At 66.8% G+C, this 18243-nt stretch carries 17 protein-coding genes; 4 read left to right on the top strand and 13 right to left on the bottom strand.

Annotation, left to right across the window (positions count from 1 at the left end; translation table 11 throughout):
• Nucleotide 1: 1 nt before the first annotated feature.
• The 5 genes from NOV65_RS03095 to NOV65_RS03075 all read right to left on the bottom strand — a co-directional run bounded on the left by NOV65_RS03095 (nt 2) and on the right by NOV65_RS03075 (nt 4009).
• Complete coding sequence (locus NOV65_RS03095; protein WP_257304197.1) at nt 2-940, bottom strand: arginase family protein; 939 nt, start codon at nt 938-940, stop codon at nt 2-4.
• The gene (locus tag NOV65_RS03090; RefSeq protein WP_257304195.1) at nt 930-1610 is read right to left on the bottom strand and encodes a lysophospholipid acyltransferase family protein; all 681 of its coding nucleotides are present in this window, start codon (nt 1608-1610) and stop codon (nt 930-932) included. The genes NOV65_RS03095 and NOV65_RS03090 overlap by 11 nt, the downstream gene beginning before the upstream one ends.
• The gene (locus tag NOV65_RS03085; RefSeq protein ID WP_257304193.1) at nt 1610-2146 is read right to left on the bottom strand and encodes a GNAT family N-acetyltransferase; all 537 of its coding nucleotides are present in this window, start codon (nt 2144-2146) and stop codon (nt 1610-1612) included. The genes NOV65_RS03090 and NOV65_RS03085 overlap by 1 nt, the downstream gene beginning before the upstream one ends.
• 191 nt (nt 2147-2337) lie before the next feature.
• Nucleotides 2338-3354, bottom strand: coding sequence for an inorganic phosphate transporter (locus tag NOV65_RS03080; RefSeq protein WP_257304191.1), 1017 nt, complete (start codon nt 3352-3354; stop codon nt 2338-2340).
• Nucleotides 3355-3361: 7 nt separating this feature from the next.
• Nucleotides 3362-4009, bottom strand: coding sequence for a DUF47 domain-containing protein (locus NOV65_RS03075; protein ID WP_257304189.1), 648 nt, complete (start codon nt 4007-4009; stop codon nt 3362-3364).
• A gap of 113 nt (nt 4010-4122) precedes the next feature.
• Here NOV65_RS03075 and NOV65_RS03070 point away from each other — a divergent pair, with 113 nt between their 5' ends.
• Nucleotides 4123-5475, top strand: a complete 1353-nt coding sequence (locus tag NOV65_RS03070; protein WP_257304187.1) for a sensor histidine kinase — start codon at nt 4123-4125, stop codon at nt 5473-5475.
• Here the strand turns inward: NOV65_RS03070 and NOV65_RS03065 are convergent.
• From NOV65_RS03065 to NOV65_RS03040, 6 genes are all read right to left on the bottom strand, one after another.
• Nucleotides 5472-6176, bottom strand: a complete 705-nt coding sequence (locus tag NOV65_RS03065; protein ID WP_257304185.1) for a response regulator transcription factor — start codon at nt 6174-6176, stop codon at nt 5472-5474. The genes NOV65_RS03070 and NOV65_RS03065 overlap by 4 nt on opposite strands.
• Nucleotides 6177-6190: 14 nt before the next feature.
• Complete coding sequence (phoU, locus tag NOV65_RS03060; protein WP_257304183.1) at nt 6191-6856, bottom strand: phosphate signaling complex protein PhoU; 666 nt, start codon at nt 6854-6856, stop codon at nt 6191-6193.
• Nucleotides 6856-7638, bottom strand: a complete 783-nt coding sequence (gene pstB / locus NOV65_RS03055; protein WP_257304182.1) for a phosphate ABC transporter ATP-binding protein PstB — start codon at nt 7636-7638, stop codon at nt 6856-6858. The genes phoU and pstB overlap by 1 nt, the downstream gene beginning before the upstream one ends.
• Nucleotides 7638-8516, bottom strand: a complete 879-nt coding sequence (gene pstA, locus NOV65_RS03050; RefSeq protein ID WP_257304180.1) for a phosphate ABC transporter permease PstA — start codon at nt 8514-8516, stop codon at nt 7638-7640. Before pstA ends, pstB begins: the two co-directional genes overlap by 1 nt.
• Nucleotides 8516-9562 (bottom strand): phosphate ABC transporter permease subunit PstC, encoded by a 1047-nt coding sequence (pstC, locus tag NOV65_RS03045; protein ID WP_257304178.1) that lies wholly within the window; start codon nt 9560-9562, stop codon nt 8516-8518. Before pstC ends, pstA begins: the two co-directional genes overlap by 1 nt.
• A gap of 68 nt (nt 9563-9630) precedes the next feature.
• Nucleotides 9631-10476, bottom strand: coding sequence for a phosphate ABC transporter substrate-binding protein (locus NOV65_RS03040; protein WP_257304176.1), 846 nt, complete (start codon nt 10474-10476; stop codon nt 9631-9633).
• A gap of 350 nt (nt 10477-10826) precedes the next feature.
• Here NOV65_RS03040 and NOV65_RS03035 point away from each other — a divergent pair, with 350 nt between their 5' ends.
• Genes NOV65_RS03035 through NOV65_RS03025 form a run of 3 tightly spaced genes read left to right on the top strand, consistent with a single transcriptional unit; the run spans nt 10827 to nt 16110 of the window.
• Entirely contained in the window at nt 10827-13061 is a 2235-nt protein-coding gene (locus tag NOV65_RS03035) for a ribonuclease E/G (protein WP_257304174.1), read from the top strand.
• A 6-nt stretch (nt 13062-13067) separates the two neighbouring features.
• Nucleotides 13068-13790, top strand: a complete 723-nt coding sequence (locus NOV65_RS03030) for a ZIP family metal transporter (RefSeq protein ID WP_257304172.1) — start codon at nt 13068-13070, stop codon at nt 13788-13790.
• Nucleotides 13791-13797: 7 nt separating this feature from the next.
• Complete coding sequence (locus NOV65_RS03025) at nt 13798-16110, top strand: LPS-assembly protein LptD (RefSeq protein ID WP_257304170.1); 2313 nt, start codon at nt 13798-13800, stop codon at nt 16108-16110.
• Between the two features lie 9 nt (nt 16111-16119).
• Here NOV65_RS03025 and alr read toward each other — a convergent pair whose 3' ends face one another.
• Nucleotides 16120-17235 carry an alanine racemase gene (gene alr / locus NOV65_RS03020; RefSeq protein ID WP_257304168.1) on the bottom strand — a complete coding sequence of 372 codons (1116 nt, stop codon included), beginning with the start codon at nt 17233-17235 and terminating at the stop codon, nt 16120-16122.
• Between the two features lie 20 nt (nt 17236-17255).
• Nucleotides 17256-18224: a thioredoxin-disulfide reductase gene (trxB, locus tag NOV65_RS03015; protein ID WP_257304166.1), complete on the bottom strand. Its 969-nt coding sequence runs from the start codon at nt 18222-18224 to the stop codon at nt 17256-17258.
• Nucleotides 18225-18243: the final 19 nt, after the last annotated feature.

Here is an 18243-nt window from a genome sequence, read left to right as displayed (position 1 = left end):
CTCAGGCGAGGAGGTGGAGGGCGAGATGGACGGCGACCCGGGCGCTGGTCTCGGCACCCTCCAACGTGGGGGCCAGTTCCATGAGGTCCGCGCCCACCCAGGGTTCCGGCCAGTGGCGGGCGCCGTGGATGAGGCGCAAGGTTTCCTCGAGGCTGAGGCCGCCCGGCACCGGCTCGGCCACGGCTGGGACCAGGGCGGGATCCAGGGCATCCAGATCCAGGCTGAGATAGGCCGGCCCGCGCCCCACGGCGGCAAGATCCGCGGCGAGGCGGGAATCCAGCCGGGGATCACGCAGATCCTCGGGCGTCCACATGCGGACCCCGGCGGCCTGGAGGAAGGCCAGCTCGGCATCGTCGAAGCGCGGGGCCCGCAGACCCGCCTGCACCACGCGCTGCGGATCCAGCAGGCCCTCCTCGAGCGCCTGGCGGACCCAGGTGCCATGGTGGATCTCCGTGCCCCAGGCGGCGCCGTCGGCGGCATCCGGATGGGCGTCCAGATGCAGCAGCCCCAGGGGCCCATGCTGGAGGGCCTGGGCGCGCAGGGCGCCGAGCGTGAGGGCGTGATCACCGCCCAACAGGAGGGTGCGGCAGCCGGTCATGGCCCAGGCACCCACGGTGGCCTGGACGGTCTCCAGGGCATCGGCCAGGGAGAAGGGCAGGGTGGGGATGTTGCCGCCGTCCAGCCAGCCCTCGGCCGCGCCGGGGCCCGAGGCCGGGCGGCCTTCGCGCAGCCGGGCTGGCATGGGGTGCGTTCCGAGACCCATGGCGGCCGCCCGCAGGGCCCAGGGACCTAGGCGGGCGCCGGGGCGGTTGATGACGCCGGCATCGCACGGCACGCCGAGCACGACCCCGGTGGCGGGACGGGGGTCGAGAACCAGGGGCAGGCCCAGGAAAGGCGTGAGGCCGGTACGGAGACCCTGCATGAGCACATCAGCGGACATCGGAGCTCCGGGGTTCGAGGGCGGCGCGGAAGGCGGTGATCCACTGGTCCGGATTCTTGAAACCGGCGGGGTGCAGGGGTGCCTCCGCCACCACGGTGACGGGCGTGCGAGTGGTGAAGAGGGTGCGGAGGTGGGGGAGCAGGGTCTCGTCGCCAGTCCATGGATAGTGCGGGGCGGGGCTGCTGACCCGGAAGGGTTGAGCCGGCAGGCCCAGCTCATAGATGGCTCGCAAACCCCCCTCGTAGAAGGGCGCCAGGCGCTCGCCCCGGGTGGTGGTGCCCTCCGGGAACAGCAGCATGTCCCGACCCTCGCGGAGCGAGGCGGCGAAGCCTGCCAGGGCCGCGGCCCGGCTGGTGGCGTCTCCCCGGTCCACGAAGTGGATGCCGGATTTCCGCGCCCAGCGCCCGATGAGGGGGTAGCCGGTGACCTCCCCCTTGGCGATGGTACCCATGGGGCGAAGGCTCATGAGCGCGACGGGATCCACCCAGCTGAGGTGATTGGCCACCCAGAGGGGGATGTCCTTCCGGGGGTGCCCGGCCACCTCGAGGTCCACGCCCAGGGCCGGCAGGAGCCGCTTCGCCCAGCGGTGCATGCCGGGCTGGGGCTCCGTTCCAGCCGCCAGGCGGGGAAGCAGGGCGAATGTGGGCCAGAGGACGCCAGCCCAGCTCATCAGCTGACCAGCTTGAGGCGGGTGTAGCGGGCCCGGACGCGCTCGAGGTCCTCGCGGGTGATCGCGGACCAGAGGCGCGTGTCGCCGGGGGCGTAGTAGTCCTGCACCTCAGCCACCACCCGGGCACCCAGGGCATGGTGGATACTGCGGGCATCGTCATTGCCGGGCTCGACGAGGAACCGGCACTCCTCCACGTTCTCCTGGAGCAGCTTGGCCACCATGGCCCGGATGAGCAGGTAGTTCGCCCGACCCTTCTGGTAATCGGGATGCACGGCCAAGGTGGCGCAGTAGACCGTGGTCCCTTTCACGAAGTTGAGGACGTAGCCCACAGGCCGGTCGCCGTCCATGGCGAGAAAGCACCAGTCGCCGTAGAGCTCGGTGCAGAGGCGCAGGTAGTGGGGGCAGAGCTCCCCGGCGCCATCGCCGGACCAGATCTCGGCTTCGAGGCGCTTGAGGTGGGCGAAGTCGGCGCTGGAGAGCGGCCGGACGGCGTAGCGGGCGCCCTCGGGATGGGGGGTGAGGGTCTCGATGGTCATGGCGTACCTCCCTGGTGTCGAAACCAGGATCGGAGGCGGCCATGACGGATCCGAGAAGTTGTTGGTAAATTCTAGAAAACAGGGTTGTTGTAGCTCGTAACGAGCAGTCAGAGAACCGGGCCTTCCAGATTGACCGGGAGCCGTAACGGACCAGCTACCCCGGCGTCACAATGCTGCGACGTCCATCTCGGTCAGAAGAACGGCGCCACCAGCTTGAGGAAGCCCGCTGCGAGGAGGGCGCTGATGGGGATGGTGAGCACCCAGGCGACGACGATGTTGCCGGCCACGCCCCAGCGCACGGCGCTGGCATTCATGGAGGTGCCGACCCCCATGATGGCGCCCGTGATGCTGTGGGTGGTGCTGACGGGGATGCCGAAGTGGGCGGTGGTGAAGAGCACCGCGGCAGCCGCGGTTTCAGCGGCGAAGCCGTGGATGGGGCGCAGCTTCACGATCTTCGAGCCCATGGTCTTGATGATCTTCCAGCCGCCAGACGCGGTTCCCAGGGCCATGAAGCTCGCGCTGCCGATCTTCACCCAGAGAGGGATGATCACTTTCGCCTTGGCATCCATGGGGAGGTGGAACTTGTAGGCGATGAGGGCGAGACAGATGATGCCCATGGCCTTCTGGGCGTCGTTCTGGCCGTGGGTGAAGGACATGGCTGCCGCGCTCACCAGCTGCGCCTTGCGGAAGACCACATTCACCATATGCCCGGAGAAATGGCGCACGACCCACAGGATGATCAGGATGAGCAGCATGCCCACGATGAACCCCATCGCCGGCGAAATGATGATGAAGGCGCCGATCTCCTCGAGCTTCTTGGTGTGCAGGGCTCCAAATCCGGCGTGGGCCACGACGGCCCCGGCCAGACTGCCGAGCAGGGTGTGGCTGGTGCTGGAGGGGATGCCGAACCACCAGGTGAGAAGATCCCAGGTGATGGCCGCCATGAGGGCCGCCGCGATGACCGCCGGAACCACGTGCTGGCTGTCGGCGATGCCCTTGGCGATGGTGGTGGCCACGGAGGTGCCGGCCAGGGCCCCCGCGAAGTTGAGGGTCGCGGACATGACCAGCGCGTACTTGGCGGGGAGCACGCCCGTGCTCACCACAGTGGCGATGGAATTGGCCGTGTCATGGAATCCGTTGATGTAGTCGATGCCCCAGGACAGGAGGATCAGGACCGCCAGGGACGGGATGAGGAACGCTTCGATCATCGAAGCCTCAGGCGTTCTTCATGACGGTGGAGCCGATGACCTTGGCCACCAGCTCGATCCGGTCGGTGGCATCCTCGATCTTCTCGAGCATTTCCTTCCACTTCACCAGTTCGATGGGATCCTTCGGGTTGTCGAAGAGTTGGGCCAGGCCGGCGTGGTAGATGGAATCAGCCTTGTTCTCGAGGGCGTGGACCCTGCGGATGCGGTCTCCGATCTCTTTCTGGTTGGACATGTTGCGCAGGGATCGTGTCAGGTGGAGGATCTCGCCGGCACCCTCCACGATGATGGAGCTGATTTCCGTGACCGCGGGCATCACCGGGCCGATGCGATAGAGGATCAGGCGCTCGCACACGGAGTGGATGCGGTCGATCACATCGTCGATGGCGTGGGTGAGGGTCAGGATGTCTTCGCGGTCGATGGGCGTGACGAAGGTGTGGTTCAGGCGGTCGATGATCTCGTGGGTGATGTCGTCTCCGGTGTGCTCCAGGTCCTTCATCTGTCGGCGCAGCTCCGCGAATCGGGCCGGGTCGCCGCTGCGGATCTCACGATCGAAGAGCTGGGCCGCCTGGTACACATTGCTCGAGGCGGATTCCAGGAGATCGAAAAAAACCATCTCCCTGGGTTTGAGCCAGCGCATCACGGCATTCAAGGACATGACAACTCCCACAGATCTGTCCTCCACTGTACTGGTTCCGCTGGTGTAAACGCAGCGTAAATTGGCCGCGAAGCCGTGGGTGGCGCGCCGCGGACGGTGTATGGTCTGAGAGCATGGTTGTACGTGACACACATCACGAGGCTGGCCCGGGCGTGCGGGTCTTTCTGGGGCGGGCGCTGGTCTGCCTGGGCGCCGTGCTGTTCCTGGGGTTGGGGCTCGGCATGAGCGTCCAGAAGGGCATCTCGCCGCCTTGGGTACTGGGCCTCGTCGCCACTGTGGTCTTGGTGATCATTCTCATGGCCCGATGGCAGGTCCGTCTGGTGGCAGAGCCCTTGGGCCGCCTGCTGGGTGGATCCCGGCCCACCGCCATCGAGGATCTGCCCCGGGCCTGGTCGGCCATGGAGCAGGAGAATCTCGACCTCCGGGAGCGCGCGGCCCGGGAGGACCGCCTGCTTCCCAGCATCATGGCCCGGCTGGAGGAGGGAGTCCTGCTCTTCGGTTCCTCCGGCGGGTTGGAGCAGTTCAACCCGGCGGCCCAGCGACACCTTGGCCTGGGGGCGCCCCTGGGGAAGGGGATGGCGGTGGGTGAGGTATTCGGCGATCCCGACAGTCCTCCGGCCGTGGAGAAGGCCTACCGTGGAGCGCCCTCGGAGTGGCGACTGGCCCGGGCGGGGCGGACGCTGCGGGTGCGGGCCATCCCTTTCGCACCACTGGGCAGTGTTTCTGGCGTGCTGCTCACCCTCGACGATGTCACGAGCCAGGAGGCCCTGGAGACCACCCGCCAGAAGTTCATCTCCAACGTCAGCCACGAGCTGAAGACGCCGGTCACGGCCATCCGGATCGCTGCGGAAAACCTCCAGGAAGAGCCGTTGCCGGATACGGCGCAAGCTGGGGCGCAATCCATCCTCCGGTCCGTGGACCGGCTGGCGATGCTACTGGGCGATCTCTCCGAGCTGAGCCGCATCGAAAGCGGGGCCCTGCACCTCGATCCGGTCCGTCTCGAGCTCGCGCCCTTCATCGCCTCGGTGGTGAAGGATCAGCAGGCCCGACTTGCCGAGGCTTCCGTCCAGCTGGACGTGGACCTCGACGCGCCGGCGGGGAGTGTCCTGCAGGCGGACCCCCTGCGGTTGAGCCAGGTGCTGGAGAACCTCCTGTCCAACGCGATCAAGTTCAGCCCGCCTGGTGGCCGTGTGCGGCTGGGCGTCCACCTCTCGCCCCAGGGCCAGCTGTGGGAGGTGACCGATCAGGGCCCCGGCGTCCCAGAGTCGGAACAGGGGCGCATCTTCGAGCGCTTCTACCGGTCCCAAGCCGCCAAGGCCAAGCCTGGCACGGGCCTGGGGCTGGCCATCGTGAAACACCTCTGCCGCCTGATGGGTGGGGAGGTCACCGTGGAGAGCCATCCGGGGGAAGGAGCCACCTTCAAAGTGATGCTGCCGCCCCAGCCGACCGGAAGCGATCAGGCCTAGGCCTCGCTGGGCCCACCCAGCCGGTAGCCGACACCCACCACAGTCTCGATCTGCTCGGCCGCGACCGGGCCGAGCTTGGCGCGGACACGGCGCACATGGGCGTCGATGGTGCGGCTCTCGCCCAGGTATTCGAGACCCCACACCTGCTGGAGGATCTTCTCCCGCGTCAGGACCCGGCGGGGATTGGTCAGGAAATAGGCCAGCAACTCGAACTCGCGGCGGGTGAGATCGACGACCTGCCCGTCGACCCGGGCGGTGTGCATGTCGAGGTCCACGGTGATGGGGCCGAAGGCCAGCTGCGGGGCACGCTCGGAAACCTCAGTGGGCGTGGATCGACGCAGGATGGCGCGCAGGCGGGCCGCCAGTTCCCGGGTGGAGAAAGGCTTGGAGATGTAATCGTCGGCGCCCAGTTCCAGTCCCAGCACCCTGTCGATCTCCTCGCTCCGGGCGGTCACCAGCAGCACCGGGAGACCGCGGTGTGCGGTGTGGGCGCGGATGGCGCGGAGCACGTCAAGGCCGTCCATGTCAGGCAGGCTCAGGTCCAGAAGGGCCGCATCGATCCTGAGTCCGGAGGTCCCGAGGGCCTGGAGGGCTTCGCGGCCGGTGCCCACGCTGGTCAGGCTGAAGCCCTCCCGGCGCAGATGCTGTTCGAGACCCAGGCGGATCTCGGTGTCGTCTTCCAGGAGGAGGATGTGCGGCATAGAGTCCTTTGCCTTTATTCTACGGAATCGCCGCGGAGATAGGGGTGCTTGGCGCTGTGGCCCTCGAGGATGAAGAGGACCTCTTCCGCGATGTTGGTGGCCTCGTCCGCGATGCGCTCCCAGTTCTTGATGACGAGGATCAAATGGCTGGCCCGCTCGATGCACAGGGGATCCGCCAGCATGATGCGCAGCAGGTCCCGGTAGATCTTCCCGTAGAGGGCGTCCACGCTGTCGTCGCTCAGGATGACGGCGTGGGCCAGGGCGGCGTCGTTGCCCACGAAGGCGTCCACGGCCCGGCGGACCATGCTCCGGGTCTCCGTGCCCAGGCGCTCCAGATCGTTCCCGGCCAGGATGGGTGGATGGACCATGCCCACGCGGCGGGCGATGTTGCAGCAGTGGTCGCCGATGCGCTCCAGCTCGGGGATGATCTTGAGGCTGGAGGCGATGCGGCGCAGGTCCGAGGCCGCCGGGTTCCGGAGCGCCAGCAGGTCGATGCACTGCTGGTCCAGCCTCAGTTCCCACTCATCCATCTTGCGGTCCAGGTGGTTCACCTGCTCGGCCTTGGCGGGCGAGGGTTCAGCCAGGGCCTGGATGGTGAGCTCGATCATGTCCTCCGCCACCCCGGCCATGGCCATGATGCCTTCCCGGAGTTCCTTCAGTTCCACGTCGAACTGGCGCATCAGCCGAACCTCCCCGTGATGTAGTCTTCCGTCATTTGCACCCTCGGCGTGGTGAAGATGCGTTCCGTCAGGTCCATCTCCACCAGCTTGCCCAGCCAGAAGAATGCCGTGTAGTCGCTGACCCGGGCCGCCTGCTGCATGTTGTGGGTGACGATGACGATGGTGAGGTTCTCCTTCAGCTCGCCGATGAGATCCTCGATCTTGGCGGTGGCGATGGGGTCCAGGGCCGAGCAGGGCTCGTCCATCAACAGCACCTCGGGGTTCACCGCCAGGGCCCGGGCGATGCACAGCCGCTGTTGCTGGCCGCCGCTCATGCCGGTGGCGCTTTCCTTCAGGCGGTCCTTCACTTCGTCCCAGAGGGCAGCCTTGCGTAGCGCGTCCTCCACGATGCCATCCAGGCTGGTCCGATCCGAAACGCCGAAGAGGCGGGGGCCGAAGGCCACGTTCTCATAGATGGATTTGGGAAAGGGGTTCGGCTTCTGGAACACCATGCCTACGCGCCGGCGGAGGTCCACCTCGTCGATGCCGCCGCGGTAGATGTCCACTCCGTCCATCAGCATGTCGCCGCTGACGTTCACCGCGCTGGAGACTTCATGGATGCGGTTGAAGCACTTGAGGAAGGTGCTCTTGCCGCAGCCACTGGGACCGATGATGGCGGTCACCCGCTCGGCATGGATGTCCAGGGACAGGCCGTCCAGCACCTTCTTCTCGCCGTAGCTGAAGGCCATGTTGCGGACGGACAGCTTGATGGGTTTGGTTTCGGGGACAGTCGGAATCAGCATCAGCGGGTCCGTCGTCGGATGGCGCGGTCCACGAGGCGGACCAGCAGGTTCAGGGATAGCAGGACCAGGATCATCACGGCGGCGGTGCCGGCTGCGATCTCCCGGGCGTCGGGCAGGGTGCCGTCCGAGGTGACGTACCAGAGGTGCACGGAAAGGGTCTCACCCGGCACCGTGAGGCGGAAGTCCGGGAACTGCGCGCTGGCGTTGGTGCCGGCGGTGAAGACCAGGATGGCGCTTTCGCCGAAGGCCCGCCCTGCGGTGAGCACCAACCCCGTCAGGATGCCCGTGGCGGCGTAGGGCAGAGCCACCTTCAGGATCGTCTGGAGCTTGGTGGCCCCCAGCCCATAGCTGGCTTCCTTCAGTTCCCGGGGGACGGCCAGCAGACTGACCTCGGTGACGCGGGTGATCACGGGGATGTTCAGCAGAGCCAGCGTGAGGGCGCCGGAGCGGATGGAGAAGCTCCAGCCCATGGCCTGCACGAAGACGATCATGCCGAAGAGGGCCAGCACAATGGAGGGGGTGGCCGCCAGCGTCTCGATGCAGAGCCGCAGGAAGTTCAGTGCCCGGCCCTTGCCGGCATACTCGGCCATGTAGACGCCCGCACCCAGGCCCACCGGAAGCGAAATCCCCAGGGACAGGACCACCAGATAGATGGAATTGAAGATCTGGGGCTTGATGCCGCCACCCGCGTCCAGGGTTTCGGGCATCTTCGTGAGGAAGCTGAGGTTCAGGACTGGCCAGCCCTGCTTGAGAATGGCCCCCACGAAAAGGATCAGGACAACCACGAACAGGATCGCGATGGCCCACAGGACACCACGCATCAGGCGATCGACGAGCTTCGAGGAACGGGAGCGGCGGAAGACTGGAGCGGCGCCCATCAGGCCTCCTTCCCGCGGCCCAGCCGGCGGGTGGCCAGGATCAGGACCATGGTCAGCAGGTAGAGCAGCAGGCCCATGGCGAACAGGACGTTGTTCCAGGTCGAGCCGGCCGCGGTATTCGGAAGCTCCTGGACCAGCTCGGTGGTGAGGGTCGCCGCTGGTGTGAACAGGGCGCGGAGGAAGGGGGCCCGGTCCGTGGATTCGCGCATCAGGGCGATCCACTGGGGATTGTTGCCGATGACCATCTGCACGGCCATGGCCTCGCCGATGGCCCGGCCCAGGCCCAGCACCGCGGCGGTGAGCAGGCGGGGGCGGGCGGCGGGGATGAGGACGTGCCAGATGGCCTGCCAGCGGCTGGAACCCAGGGCCTGGGCCCCCTCATCGAGGCTCGACGGGAGGGATTCGAAGGCGTCGGTCGAGAGGCTCACGATGGTGGGCACGATCATGACGGCCAGGATCACAGCGGATACCGCGAAGCCCGAGGCCGGGGCGTCCGCGAGCCACGTGTGGCTCACGAGGGGCAGCACCACAGTGAGCCCGAAGATGCCGTAGACCACCGAAGGGATGCCCACCAGCAGGTCCATCACCTGGCGCATGAGGTTTCGCATCCAGGCCGGGGCCATCTTGGCGATGAACACGCCGGTGAGGATGCCGGCGGGGGCGGCGATGAGGAGGGCCAGCCCGGTGACGCCCAGGGAACCGGCGATGAAGGGCAGGATGCCGAAGCGGTCCGAAGAGGGCGCCCAGTCGGCGGACAGGAAGACTTCAGAAAGGTGGAGAGCCCTTCCCATATTGCCGGCGACGGGCCAGAAGGCGGCCAAGCCCCGGGAGGCCAGGAAGAAGAGGATGCCCCCGATGAGGCCGACCACGAGGAGGCTGCAGGACAGGAAAGCCAGGTGGGCCCAGCGATCCGCCAGCCGGTGGGTCCGGCTGTGCCGGAAGGCGGGCGATTCCGCCGCCTGTGGAACCGTGGGCCTGGATTCCGCAGAACCGCCGCCCCCGTTGGCGGGGACGGCGGTGAGAGAGGTTTCCAACACGTCAGGCATGGGATCGGCTTTCCGCGAACCACCCGGCTGAATGCCAGCCGGGTGGGCAAGGGTGGATCCGATTGGCATTACAGCTTGGTCTTGAGGGACTTGACGTAGTCCACGGGCAGGTAGCCGGCCTTGAGCACGTTCTGCTGGAACTCGTGACTCTGGATGAAGGCCAGGAAGCCCTCCACGGTCTGCTTGACCTTGGGCTCGCCGAGTTTGGCGGGGTTGGTGTAGGCGTGGCCGAAGGAGAAGACAGGGTACTTGCCGGTCTTCACGGCGTCATTGGAGCAGGCCACGCCGTTGTAGCCGATGCCGGCGATGCGGGCCTTGTTCTTCTCGAGGTGCTCCAACTCCACGAAGGAGACGGCGCCGGGGGTGGTGGCCACGGCCGTGACCACGGCGCCGGTGGAGTCCTGGATCAGCACATCCTTGGCGAACTCCTGATCGTGCAGGATCGTCTTCTTCTGGACGGCGCGAGTGCCGGAAGATTCAGGGCGGATCACGCGGACGATCTTCTGGTTCTTGCCGCCGACCTCCTGCCAGTTGCCGATCTTCCCGGTGAAGATCTGCTCGGCCTGCTGGGCCGAGAGGTTGGTTACGCCGACACCGGGGTGGGCGATGAGGGTGAAGGGCTGGACCACGATGTTGTGGTTCTGGATGCCCGCCTTCTCCTGGTCGGGAGTGGCGAAGACATCAGAGATGCCGATGTGGCAGCCGCCGTTGGTCACCTGGTTCAGGCCGGTCATGGATCCGCCGCCGCTGACGGCGATCTGGACTCCGGGGTGGACCTTCATGTAGTCCTCGGCAGCCTTCTTGACGATCGGGCCCAGGGCGGTGGAGCCCATGACGGTCACGGTCTGGGCCTGGGCGGCCCCGGCCACGAGCAGGCCAGCCAGGATGGTTTGCGCCAGGAATCGAATCTTCATGGATGTCTCCCTCAGATGCATCCAAGCCTGGTGGCCGGGGGTGAACGTCCCTGGCCCGGGTTGTGACATCCGTGTAACTTCGCCCCGACCCTGTCACCGGGCTCTCCTGGCGCTCTTTGCTTGCCCCCCCGGAAATAAGTGGGTTTAATGATTGAAGATCCTGTGGGCAGATCGAGGCAGCGCCCTTTGCCCCCGGGGATCACGACCATCCCTTTTTTCCATCCCGGGTGGCCGAAGCCAGGGCAGGGCCCCCTTCGGTTTCCCGACCTCCCATCCCGATATCCATCCCCAAGCAAGGCCGCCGCGCTTCACCTGCGCCAGCCGTCGCCTGGGAACCCACAGGAGAATCCTTGAACCCCAAGAAAATCATGATGATCAATGCCACCGATCCGGAAGAGATCCGCGTGGCCACCCTGATCGACGGTGTGCTGTTCGATTACGACGTCGAGTTCCTTCACAACGAGAAGATCAAGGGCAACCTTTACAAAGCGAAGGTGGTGCGGGCGGACACCAGCCTCCAGGCGGCCTTCGTTCATTTCGGCAGCCAGAAGAACGGCTTCCTGCCTCTCGGCGAGCTGCCCCGTGAGATGAGCGGCGAGGGCCGTCGTGGCCGCATCCAGGACGTCCTCCAGCGGGACCAGGAGATCCTCGTCCAGGCCGTGCGCGAGGAACTGGGCTCCAAGGGCGCCATGATGACGGGCCAGATCAGCCTGGCGGGCCGCTACCTGGTCATCACCCCCGGCAACCCCGTGAACGGCATCAGCCGCAAGATCGAGGGGACCGACGAGCGCCGCCACTTCAAGCAGCTCATCGACACCCTGGACATCCCCGAGGACATCGGCGTGATCGTCCGCACCGCCAGCCTCGGTGTCACCAAGGAGGACTTCCAGCGCGACCTGGAGTACCTGCTGGATACCTACAAGGAGGTGCTGAACCGCTACAAGCACCGCCAAGGGCCCGGCCTGGTCTGGCAGGAGGATGACGTCGTCACCCGCACCCTGCGCGACACCTTCAGCGCCGACGTGGAAGAAGTCCAGATCGACGACCTGGACACGTTCCACGCCGCCCAGTCCTTCTTCAAGCGCACCATGCCCCAGCACCTGGATGTGCTGAAGCACTACACGGGCAAGAAACCCCTCTTCTCCCGCTTCCAGCTGGAGGAGCAGATTGACCGCATCTATGGACGCAAGGTGCCTCTGCCCAGTGGCGGCGCGTTGGCGCTGGATCAGACCGAGGCCCTGGTGGCCATCGACGTGAACAGCGGCAAGACCTCCGGCGATGGCGTGGAGGACATGGCCTTCAAGACGAACATGGAGGCCGCCGAGGAGGTGGCCCGCCAGCTGCGCCTGCGTGATCTGGCCGGCCTGATCGCCATCGACTTCATCGACATGAAGCGCGAAACCCATATCCGGGCCGTGCAGGACTGCCTCGTCGAATGCCTCAAGGCGGACAAGGCCCGCATGGAGGTCGGGAAGATCAACCGTTTCGGCGTGCTGGTCATGACTCGCCAGCGGATCCGCCCCAGCCTGCAGCACGTGAACCACGAACCCTGCCCCACCTGCGCGGGCACCGGCAAAGTGAAGACCATGGAAGCCCTGGTGCTGTCGGTGGTCCGCCGACTGCAGGGCATCCTGGCCAAGGGCGGCATCGGCGAGATCCGCGTGAAACTCGCCCCCGCCATTGCCACCGCACTGCTGAACCAGAAACGCCGCGATCTCTCCCTGATGGAGGAGCAGAGCGACGCGAAGGTCATCATCATGGCCGATTGGTCCATGTCCTACGGTGAGATGTCCGCGGAGATCGAGCGGGCCGAGGAGGCGCCGGCGGAGAAGCCCGTGCCCAAGCCCCATCGCGAGAAGGGCACCCCCGAGGACGAGACCGTGGTCCTGGGCGGCGACAGCCCCATCTCCTTCGACAAGGCGCTGGGTGTCCACGGCGAAGGTCCCAAGGAACCCAAGAAGGAAGCCTTCAAGTACGACCGCCGGGACCTCCAGCGGGCGGCCCTGGACGAGCGGGAGCGCCTGCGCGCCCTCTTCGAGAGCGCCAAGCCGATGGATGAGGAGGACGAGGAGGGGCCTGAGTCCGGTGGCGACGAGACCAAGGGTGATGGCGCCAAGCGGAAGCGTCGCCGCCGTCGTCGCAAAGGCGGCGCCGAGCGGAACGGCGAGGCCGCGACGGCGTCCACGGAGGAGTCCACCGAGTCCACGCATCGGCCCGAACCTCAGTACGAGGCCCAGCCCGAACCCCCCAAAGCCACGGCGGATCTGGTGGCCAGCCTCCTGACCCCCAGCCCCCGGCCAAGGATCGGCGCCGCGGCCCCGGCCGTTTCCGAGCCCGCGGTGGCCGCCGCCAAGCCCAAGCGCACACCCAGGGCCAAAGTGAGTTCCGCCACGGAACCCGCTGCCCCCTCAGCGCCTGTGCCCCCCGCGGTTCCTGAACCCGTGACGGAAGCCCCGACCAAGAAGAAGGCTGCACCGAAGACCAAGACGAAGGCTGCCGCCAAGGCGGAGGACTCCTCCGAAGCCGCCGCCAAACCGGCTCCAAAGCCCAAGGCGACCCGCGCCAAGAAGACCAAAGCCGAGTAGCCTCCCATGTCCATCTACTGGCTGGCCCCTCTCGCGTCCCTGGCCACCCTTCTGGGCGGCTGGGGCGTGGTGCGGTTCCTCCAGGGCAGGGCGCAATTCATGCGCCTGCTTTCGGGCGTGGCTGCGGGCTACCTGCTCTCCGTCACCCTGGTCCGCATCATTCCCGAAAGCATGGAAGCCAAGGGAGGCGAAGGCAATGCGATGTGGGTCCTCGCGGGGTATCTGCTGGTCCACGTCATGGAACATGGCATCACACTCCACTTCCACTACGGCGAGGAGACGCACAAGGACGGTTCCCCCCTCAGCGGCGTCCTCGCGCTGGTGGGCCTCTCCTTGCACAGCCTCATGGATGGCGTGGCCATCGCCGCGGCCCTGGCCACCCACAGCAATCTGGGACCCCTGGTGGTACTGGGCATCCTGTTCCACCGCATTCCCGAGGGCGGCACCATTGCTTCGATCTTTCTGGTGCGGGGCTTCGGGAATCGGGGCGCGATCATGGCCGCCGCGACCTTGGCCCTGGCGGCTCTGGTGGGGGCGGCCGGTCAGTCCATGCTGAATCTCCCGACGGGTCCGATCCTGGGGCTCACGGCGGGCCTCGCACTCTACGTGGCCAGCTCGGACCTCCTGCCGGAAGTGCAGAAGGTCTCCGGCCTGCGCAGCACAGTGGCGCTCCTGAGCGGGGTCGGGATCTTCCTCGTCAGCGCGCGGCTGCTGCCGCATCATCACTGATCGACCCATGGCCCTCCCCGGGAAGACCCGAGGCCTGATGCTGGGTACCCTGCCGGCCTTGCTGGCGGCCCAGGTGCTGCCAGTCATCCCGCGACTTTCCCCGCTCGAGGCGTCCACGGCAGCGGAACTGCTGTCCCTCCGCCCCTTCCGGGTGGAACGGGGGCCAGGGCTGTCCCGGGTGCCTTTCGATTGGCGCGGGGATCGGGTTCGCGAGCAGGGCGATGTCTGGATCCTGGAGCAAGGCGCCATCCAGTCAGAGGGTCTGATGCTCCTCGCGGACCGGATCGAATACCACATCGCGGAAGGCCGCCTGGTGGCGGAAGGGCATATCCGCCTCGAGGGTCCGAGCCTCCGGCTCCGTGGAGAACGTCTGCAGATGGACTGGGAACGCCGATCTGGCGAGGCGTGGGCGCTCCAGATGGACCTGCCTCCGAGTTGGACCTTGCGCTCCAGCCACGTCGCCTTCACCACGCTGCGCACCTGGGCTTTCGACGCAGTGGAATTGAGCCCCTGCCCCGAAGAGCGGCCCGGCTGGAAGGCGCGCCTTTCCTCCCTGAAGGTGGACCTCGACGGCTTCGCGAGCATGTGGAACGCCCGGGTGCTGCTAGGCGCGGTCCCGATCTACTATGTGCCCTACGCCCTCTATCCGGCCCAGTCGGAGCGGACCTCCGGCCTCCTCCCCCCGAAACTTGGCATGTCGAGCTCCTTCGGCACCACCCTTGGGCTTTCCTACTATCAAGTCATGGGCGACTCGGCGGACGCCACGTTGTCGCCGGAATACTTCTCGAAGGAAGGCGTCCTCTGGGGTGGTGAGATGCGCTGGCGGCCGGACCTGACCCATCAGGGCAGCTTCTCCGGCCAGACCATCCATCAGCAGAGCCTGGACACGCGCCGCTATCGGTACTCCCTCAAAGAGGTGTGGCAGCGCGAGGACGGCTGGCAGCTCACGGCGGATGTGAACCAGGCCACGGACAACCTCGTCGACGCGGATTTCGGGAAGGGCATCGGCAACCTGGGCTCGACCAGCTTCGATTCCGCGCTCTATCTGGGGCGCACCTACACCTTCGGAAACCTCAACCTCTCGGCCACCGAGCAGCGCAGTTTCTTCTACACCAAGGATCAGGGGGATCCCTTCTACAGTCCGGGTTTCCCGGCCTCCCTGAAGAGGCAGACGCTGCCGCAGGCCGAGTTCCGCTTCTTCCCCATCTCCCTGCTCGGCCCGTTGTACCTCGATGGCGGCGTCCGGTTGGGCCGCTTCGCCTACCGCATCGAAGGCAGCGCCACGGCCCCCGCGGATACCTATGCCTGGGAACGCCAGGACGCCAACGCACGCATCCACGGCCGCCTGGGACAGTGGGGGCCCTTCAGGGCGGACTTCGAAGCCATGGGCCGCGCGACCCACTACAGCGCGAGTCTGAGTTCCCCAGTGTTCGACCCGGAAGGTGGGGCCACGGACACGGCGGTGAATCCTGCCACCAGCCCCTTCCAGGTGGATGGCGCGGCGGCCACGCGGTTCCTGGGCTCGGCGCACCTTCGCCTGTCCGGGCCCCAGGTGGGCCGGACCTTCAAGGACGTTTCGATCCTCGGCTACAAAGGCGAACTCAAGCATGTGGCCGAGCCCTATTTCGGGTGGACGCAGACCAGCCTGTACGGCGAAGCAGGAACGCTGCCGCGTTTCGATACCGTCGATTCCTTTCCGGGCGTCAATGAAAGCGCTTCGGGGGAGCGGAGCTTCGAACTGGGGCTGAAGCAGCACATCCTGGGACGCCCCAGCTCCGGCTCGGGATTCGCAGACCTGGCCCGGCTGCGCATCGCCACGCGCTACCACGCCTCGCCCATCATCCTCAGCGACGGGCGCTACAAACAGGGCTGGTCCAGTGTCGACACAGACCTGGACGTGGAGCCCGATGATCGGCTGCGGATCAGCCTCCGCCGTTCTTCGGACCTGGGCGCCGGCGGCTCCGACAATGCCCTGAGCCTGGATGTGAAGGCCAAGAACGGCAGCCGCTTCAACTTGGCCTACTTCTCCACCGGGATCAATCGCTTCCTGGTGAGGCAGAAGGGCGTGCAGGTAGGAGGCGTCCAGCGGATCTGGGACGATCGGCTCCGCCTGGAATTCAGCGCCAACTACGATTTCAACCAGAGCGGCTTCGCCTCCAGCCAAGTGGCCCTGGCCTACGTGGAGCCCTGTGTGGCCTACGTGCTGAAGTTCACCCACGTGGCCTTGAACACCAATACCGCTCCCGGGGGGCGGGAGGACCGCCTCGACCTGACCCTGACCCTGCGCGGCCTGGGGGATCTCTTCAGCTTCCGACGCTAGGAGAGCCCATCAGGGCAGGAACCGGCGTGTGATTCGGCGGTGGAGCGCGCAGGTCAGTTCGTAGGGGATGGTGCCGAGGACCTGGGCCAGACGCTCAAGGCTGTGCGCCGCGGCGGGATCCCCGCTATAGAGGATCATGGGATCCCCGGGCGCCACGGGCACATCCAGGGGCAGAGCCACGGTGAGATAGTCCATGGAGATGCGACCCACCACGGGGAAGGTCCTGCCCTGGAAGCCCACCACGGTCCGATTTCCGAGGTCGCGGCGGTAGCCATCCGCATAGCCGCAGGCCAGGGTGGCGATCTGGAGAGGGTGGGGCGCCACGAAGGTGCGGCCATAGCCCACGGTGGTGCCCGCCGGCACGGCCTTCACCCGGGCCACTTCCGCCACCAGTTCCAGGGCCGGTTCAAGGCCCAGGACGCGCCCTTCGGCCAGCATGGTCAGGCCGTACAGCGCCAAGCCTGGACGCACGTGGGTGTCCTGGTCCAGCAAGCCGCGGAGACAGGCATCGCTGTTCCCGTGATGGCGCTGATCCGGATGGATACCCGCGTCCGCCAGCTGGGCGAGGCAGGCATCGAAGACGCGCCGTTGCCGCTGGGCGAAGCCCAGATCTGGATCGTCCGCCGTGGCGAAGTGCCCCATGGCGCCTTCGATCCAGGGCGACAGGCGTTGGAGTTGCGGGAGGTGCTCCCCCAGTTCCGAAGGCAACAGTCCGAACCGCCCCATGCCCGTATCGAGTTTCAGATGGAGTCGGACCGGGTGCTGCGGCAGGGTCCGCGCATAGTCATCGAGATGCTCTGGCCCCACCACGGCGATGGTGAGGTTCTCGGCGCTGGCGGCGGACAGAGCCTCTGGCCGCAGACCGCCCAGCACGAGGATCGGACACTCGATGCCGCCCCGGCGGAGTTCCAGACCCTCCTCCAGGCTGGATACGGCCAGGCCGTGGACGCCCGCCTCCTCCAGGGCCCGACCCACAGGCACGGCTCCGTGGCCGTAGGCGTTGGCCTTCACCACCCCCCAGATCCCCCGGCCCCCCGAGGCGGTCCGGACCCGACCCAGGTTGCGTGCGATACGGCCCAGGTCTACTTCCGCCCGCAGGGCCCGGCCCTCCGGATGCCGCTGCAAGGGTTCGAGATGCTGCTCATTCACTCCGCAAGACCTTGTTCAGCCAGCCAGCGCTCGGCGTCGATGGCGGCCATGCAGCCGCTGCCCGCGGCCGTGATGGCCTGCCGATAGACGTGGTCCTGGACATCGCCGCAGGCGAAAACGCCGGGGATGGAAGTGCGGCTAGAGCCCTTCTCGACCTCGAGGTAGCCGGTCTCGTCCATGGGCAGCTGGCCCGCGAAGAGGCCGGTGTTGGGCTGATGGCCGATGGCGACGAAAAGGCCCTCCACCGGAAGCTCGGACTCGCTGCCATCCAGGGTGTCCTTGAGCTTCAGGGCGCGGATCTTCTCCACTTTCTCGCCCATGGGAGTCTCATGGGTGGCGGTGATCACATCCAGCACGGTCTTGTTCCAGACCGGATGGATCTTTTCGTTCTTCAGGGCCCGGTCCTGCATGGCCTTGGAGGCGCGCAGCTTGTCCCGGCGATGGATGAGATGGACCTTGGTGGCGAACTTGGTGAGAAAGGTGGCCTCCTCGATGGCCGTGTCGCCTCCCCCCACCACGGCGATCTCCTTGCCGCGGAAGAAGAAGCCGTCACAGGTGGCGCAGGCGCTGACCCCTCCGCCGGAGCGGGAGAGTTGCTCGTCCTTGCCGATGCCCAGCCACTTGGCGGAGGCGCCGGTGGCAATGATCACGGCGTCGGCGGTGTATTCGCCCTTGTCGGTGGCGACCTTGAAGGGGCGGCTCTGGAGATCGGCCTTGAGGACCGTCTCGGCCTTGATGATGGTGCCGAAGCGGAGGACCTGTTCACGCATCTCGTCCATGAGGGCGGGGCCGGCGATGCCCTGGCGGAAGCCCGGGAAGTTCTCCACCTCCGTGGTGATGGTGAGCTGACCGCCCGGTTGGACGCCTTCGAAGACCAGGGGGGCGAGGTTCGCGCGGGAAGCATACAGCGCGGCGGTGTAGCCTGCGGGCCCGGTACCGATCACGACGACTTTGTGGTGGCTCACTAGATTCTCCTGGCAAGGA

Origin of the sequence: Geothrix campi (assembly GCF_024609265.1) — a bacterium.
Taxonomy (GTDB): domain Bacteria; phylum Acidobacteriota; class Holophagae; order Holophagales; family Holophagaceae; genus Geothrix; species Geothrix campi.
This window is presented reverse-complemented; position numbering and strand designations above follow the sequence as displayed.

Coding starts and splice junctions, on each gene's coding strand:
- NOV65_RS03065 (WP_257304185.1), bottom strand. CDS start 6,176: ATGCCGCACATCCTCCTCCTGGAAGACGACACCGAGATCCGCCTGGGT.
- pstC (WP_257304178.1), bottom strand. CDS start 9,562: ATGCCTGACGTGTTGGAAACCTCTCTCACCGCCGTCCCCGCCAACGGG.
- NOV65_RS03090 (WP_257304195.1), bottom strand. CDS start 1,610: ATGAGCTGGGCTGGCGTCCTCTGGCCCACATTCGCCCTGCTTCCCCGC.
- phoU (WP_257304183.1), bottom strand. CDS start 6,856: ATGCGCCAGTTCGACGTGGAACTGAAGGAACTCCGGGAAGGCATCATG.
- NOV65_RS03040 (WP_257304176.1), bottom strand. CDS start 10,476: ATGAAGATTCGATTCCTGGCGCAAACCATCCTGGCTGGCCTGCTCGTG.
- NOV65_RS03095 (WP_257304197.1), bottom strand. CDS start 940: ATGTCCGCTGATGTGCTCATGCAGGGTCTCCGTACCGGCCTCACGCCT.
- pstB (WP_257304182.1), bottom strand. CDS start 7,638: ATGCTGATTCCGACTGTCCCCGAAACCAAACCCATCAAGCTGTCCGTC.
- NOV65_RS03070 (WP_257304187.1), top strand. CDS start 4,123: ATGGTTGTACGTGACACACATCACGAGGCTGGCCCGGGCGTGCGGGTC.
- pstA (WP_257304180.1), bottom strand. CDS start 8,516: ATGGGCGCCGCTCCAGTCTTCCGCCGCTCCCGTTCCTCGAAGCTCGTC.
- NOV65_RS03025 (WP_257304170.1), top strand. CDS start 13,798: ATGGCCCTCCCCGGGAAGACCCGAGGCCTGATGCTGGGTACCCTGCCG.
- NOV65_RS03030 (WP_257304172.1), top strand. CDS start 13,068: ATGTCCATCTACTGGCTGGCCCCTCTCGCGTCCCTGGCCACCCTTCTG.
- NOV65_RS03075 (WP_257304189.1), bottom strand. CDS start 4,009: ATGTCCTTGAATGCCGTGATGCGCTGGCTCAAACCCAGGGAGATGGTT.
- NOV65_RS03085 (WP_257304193.1), bottom strand. CDS start 2,146: ATGACCATCGAGACCCTCACCCCCCATCCCGAGGGCGCCCGCTACGCC.
- NOV65_RS03080 (WP_257304191.1), bottom strand. CDS start 3,354: ATGATCGAAGCGTTCCTCATCCCGTCCCTGGCGGTCCTGATCCTCCTG.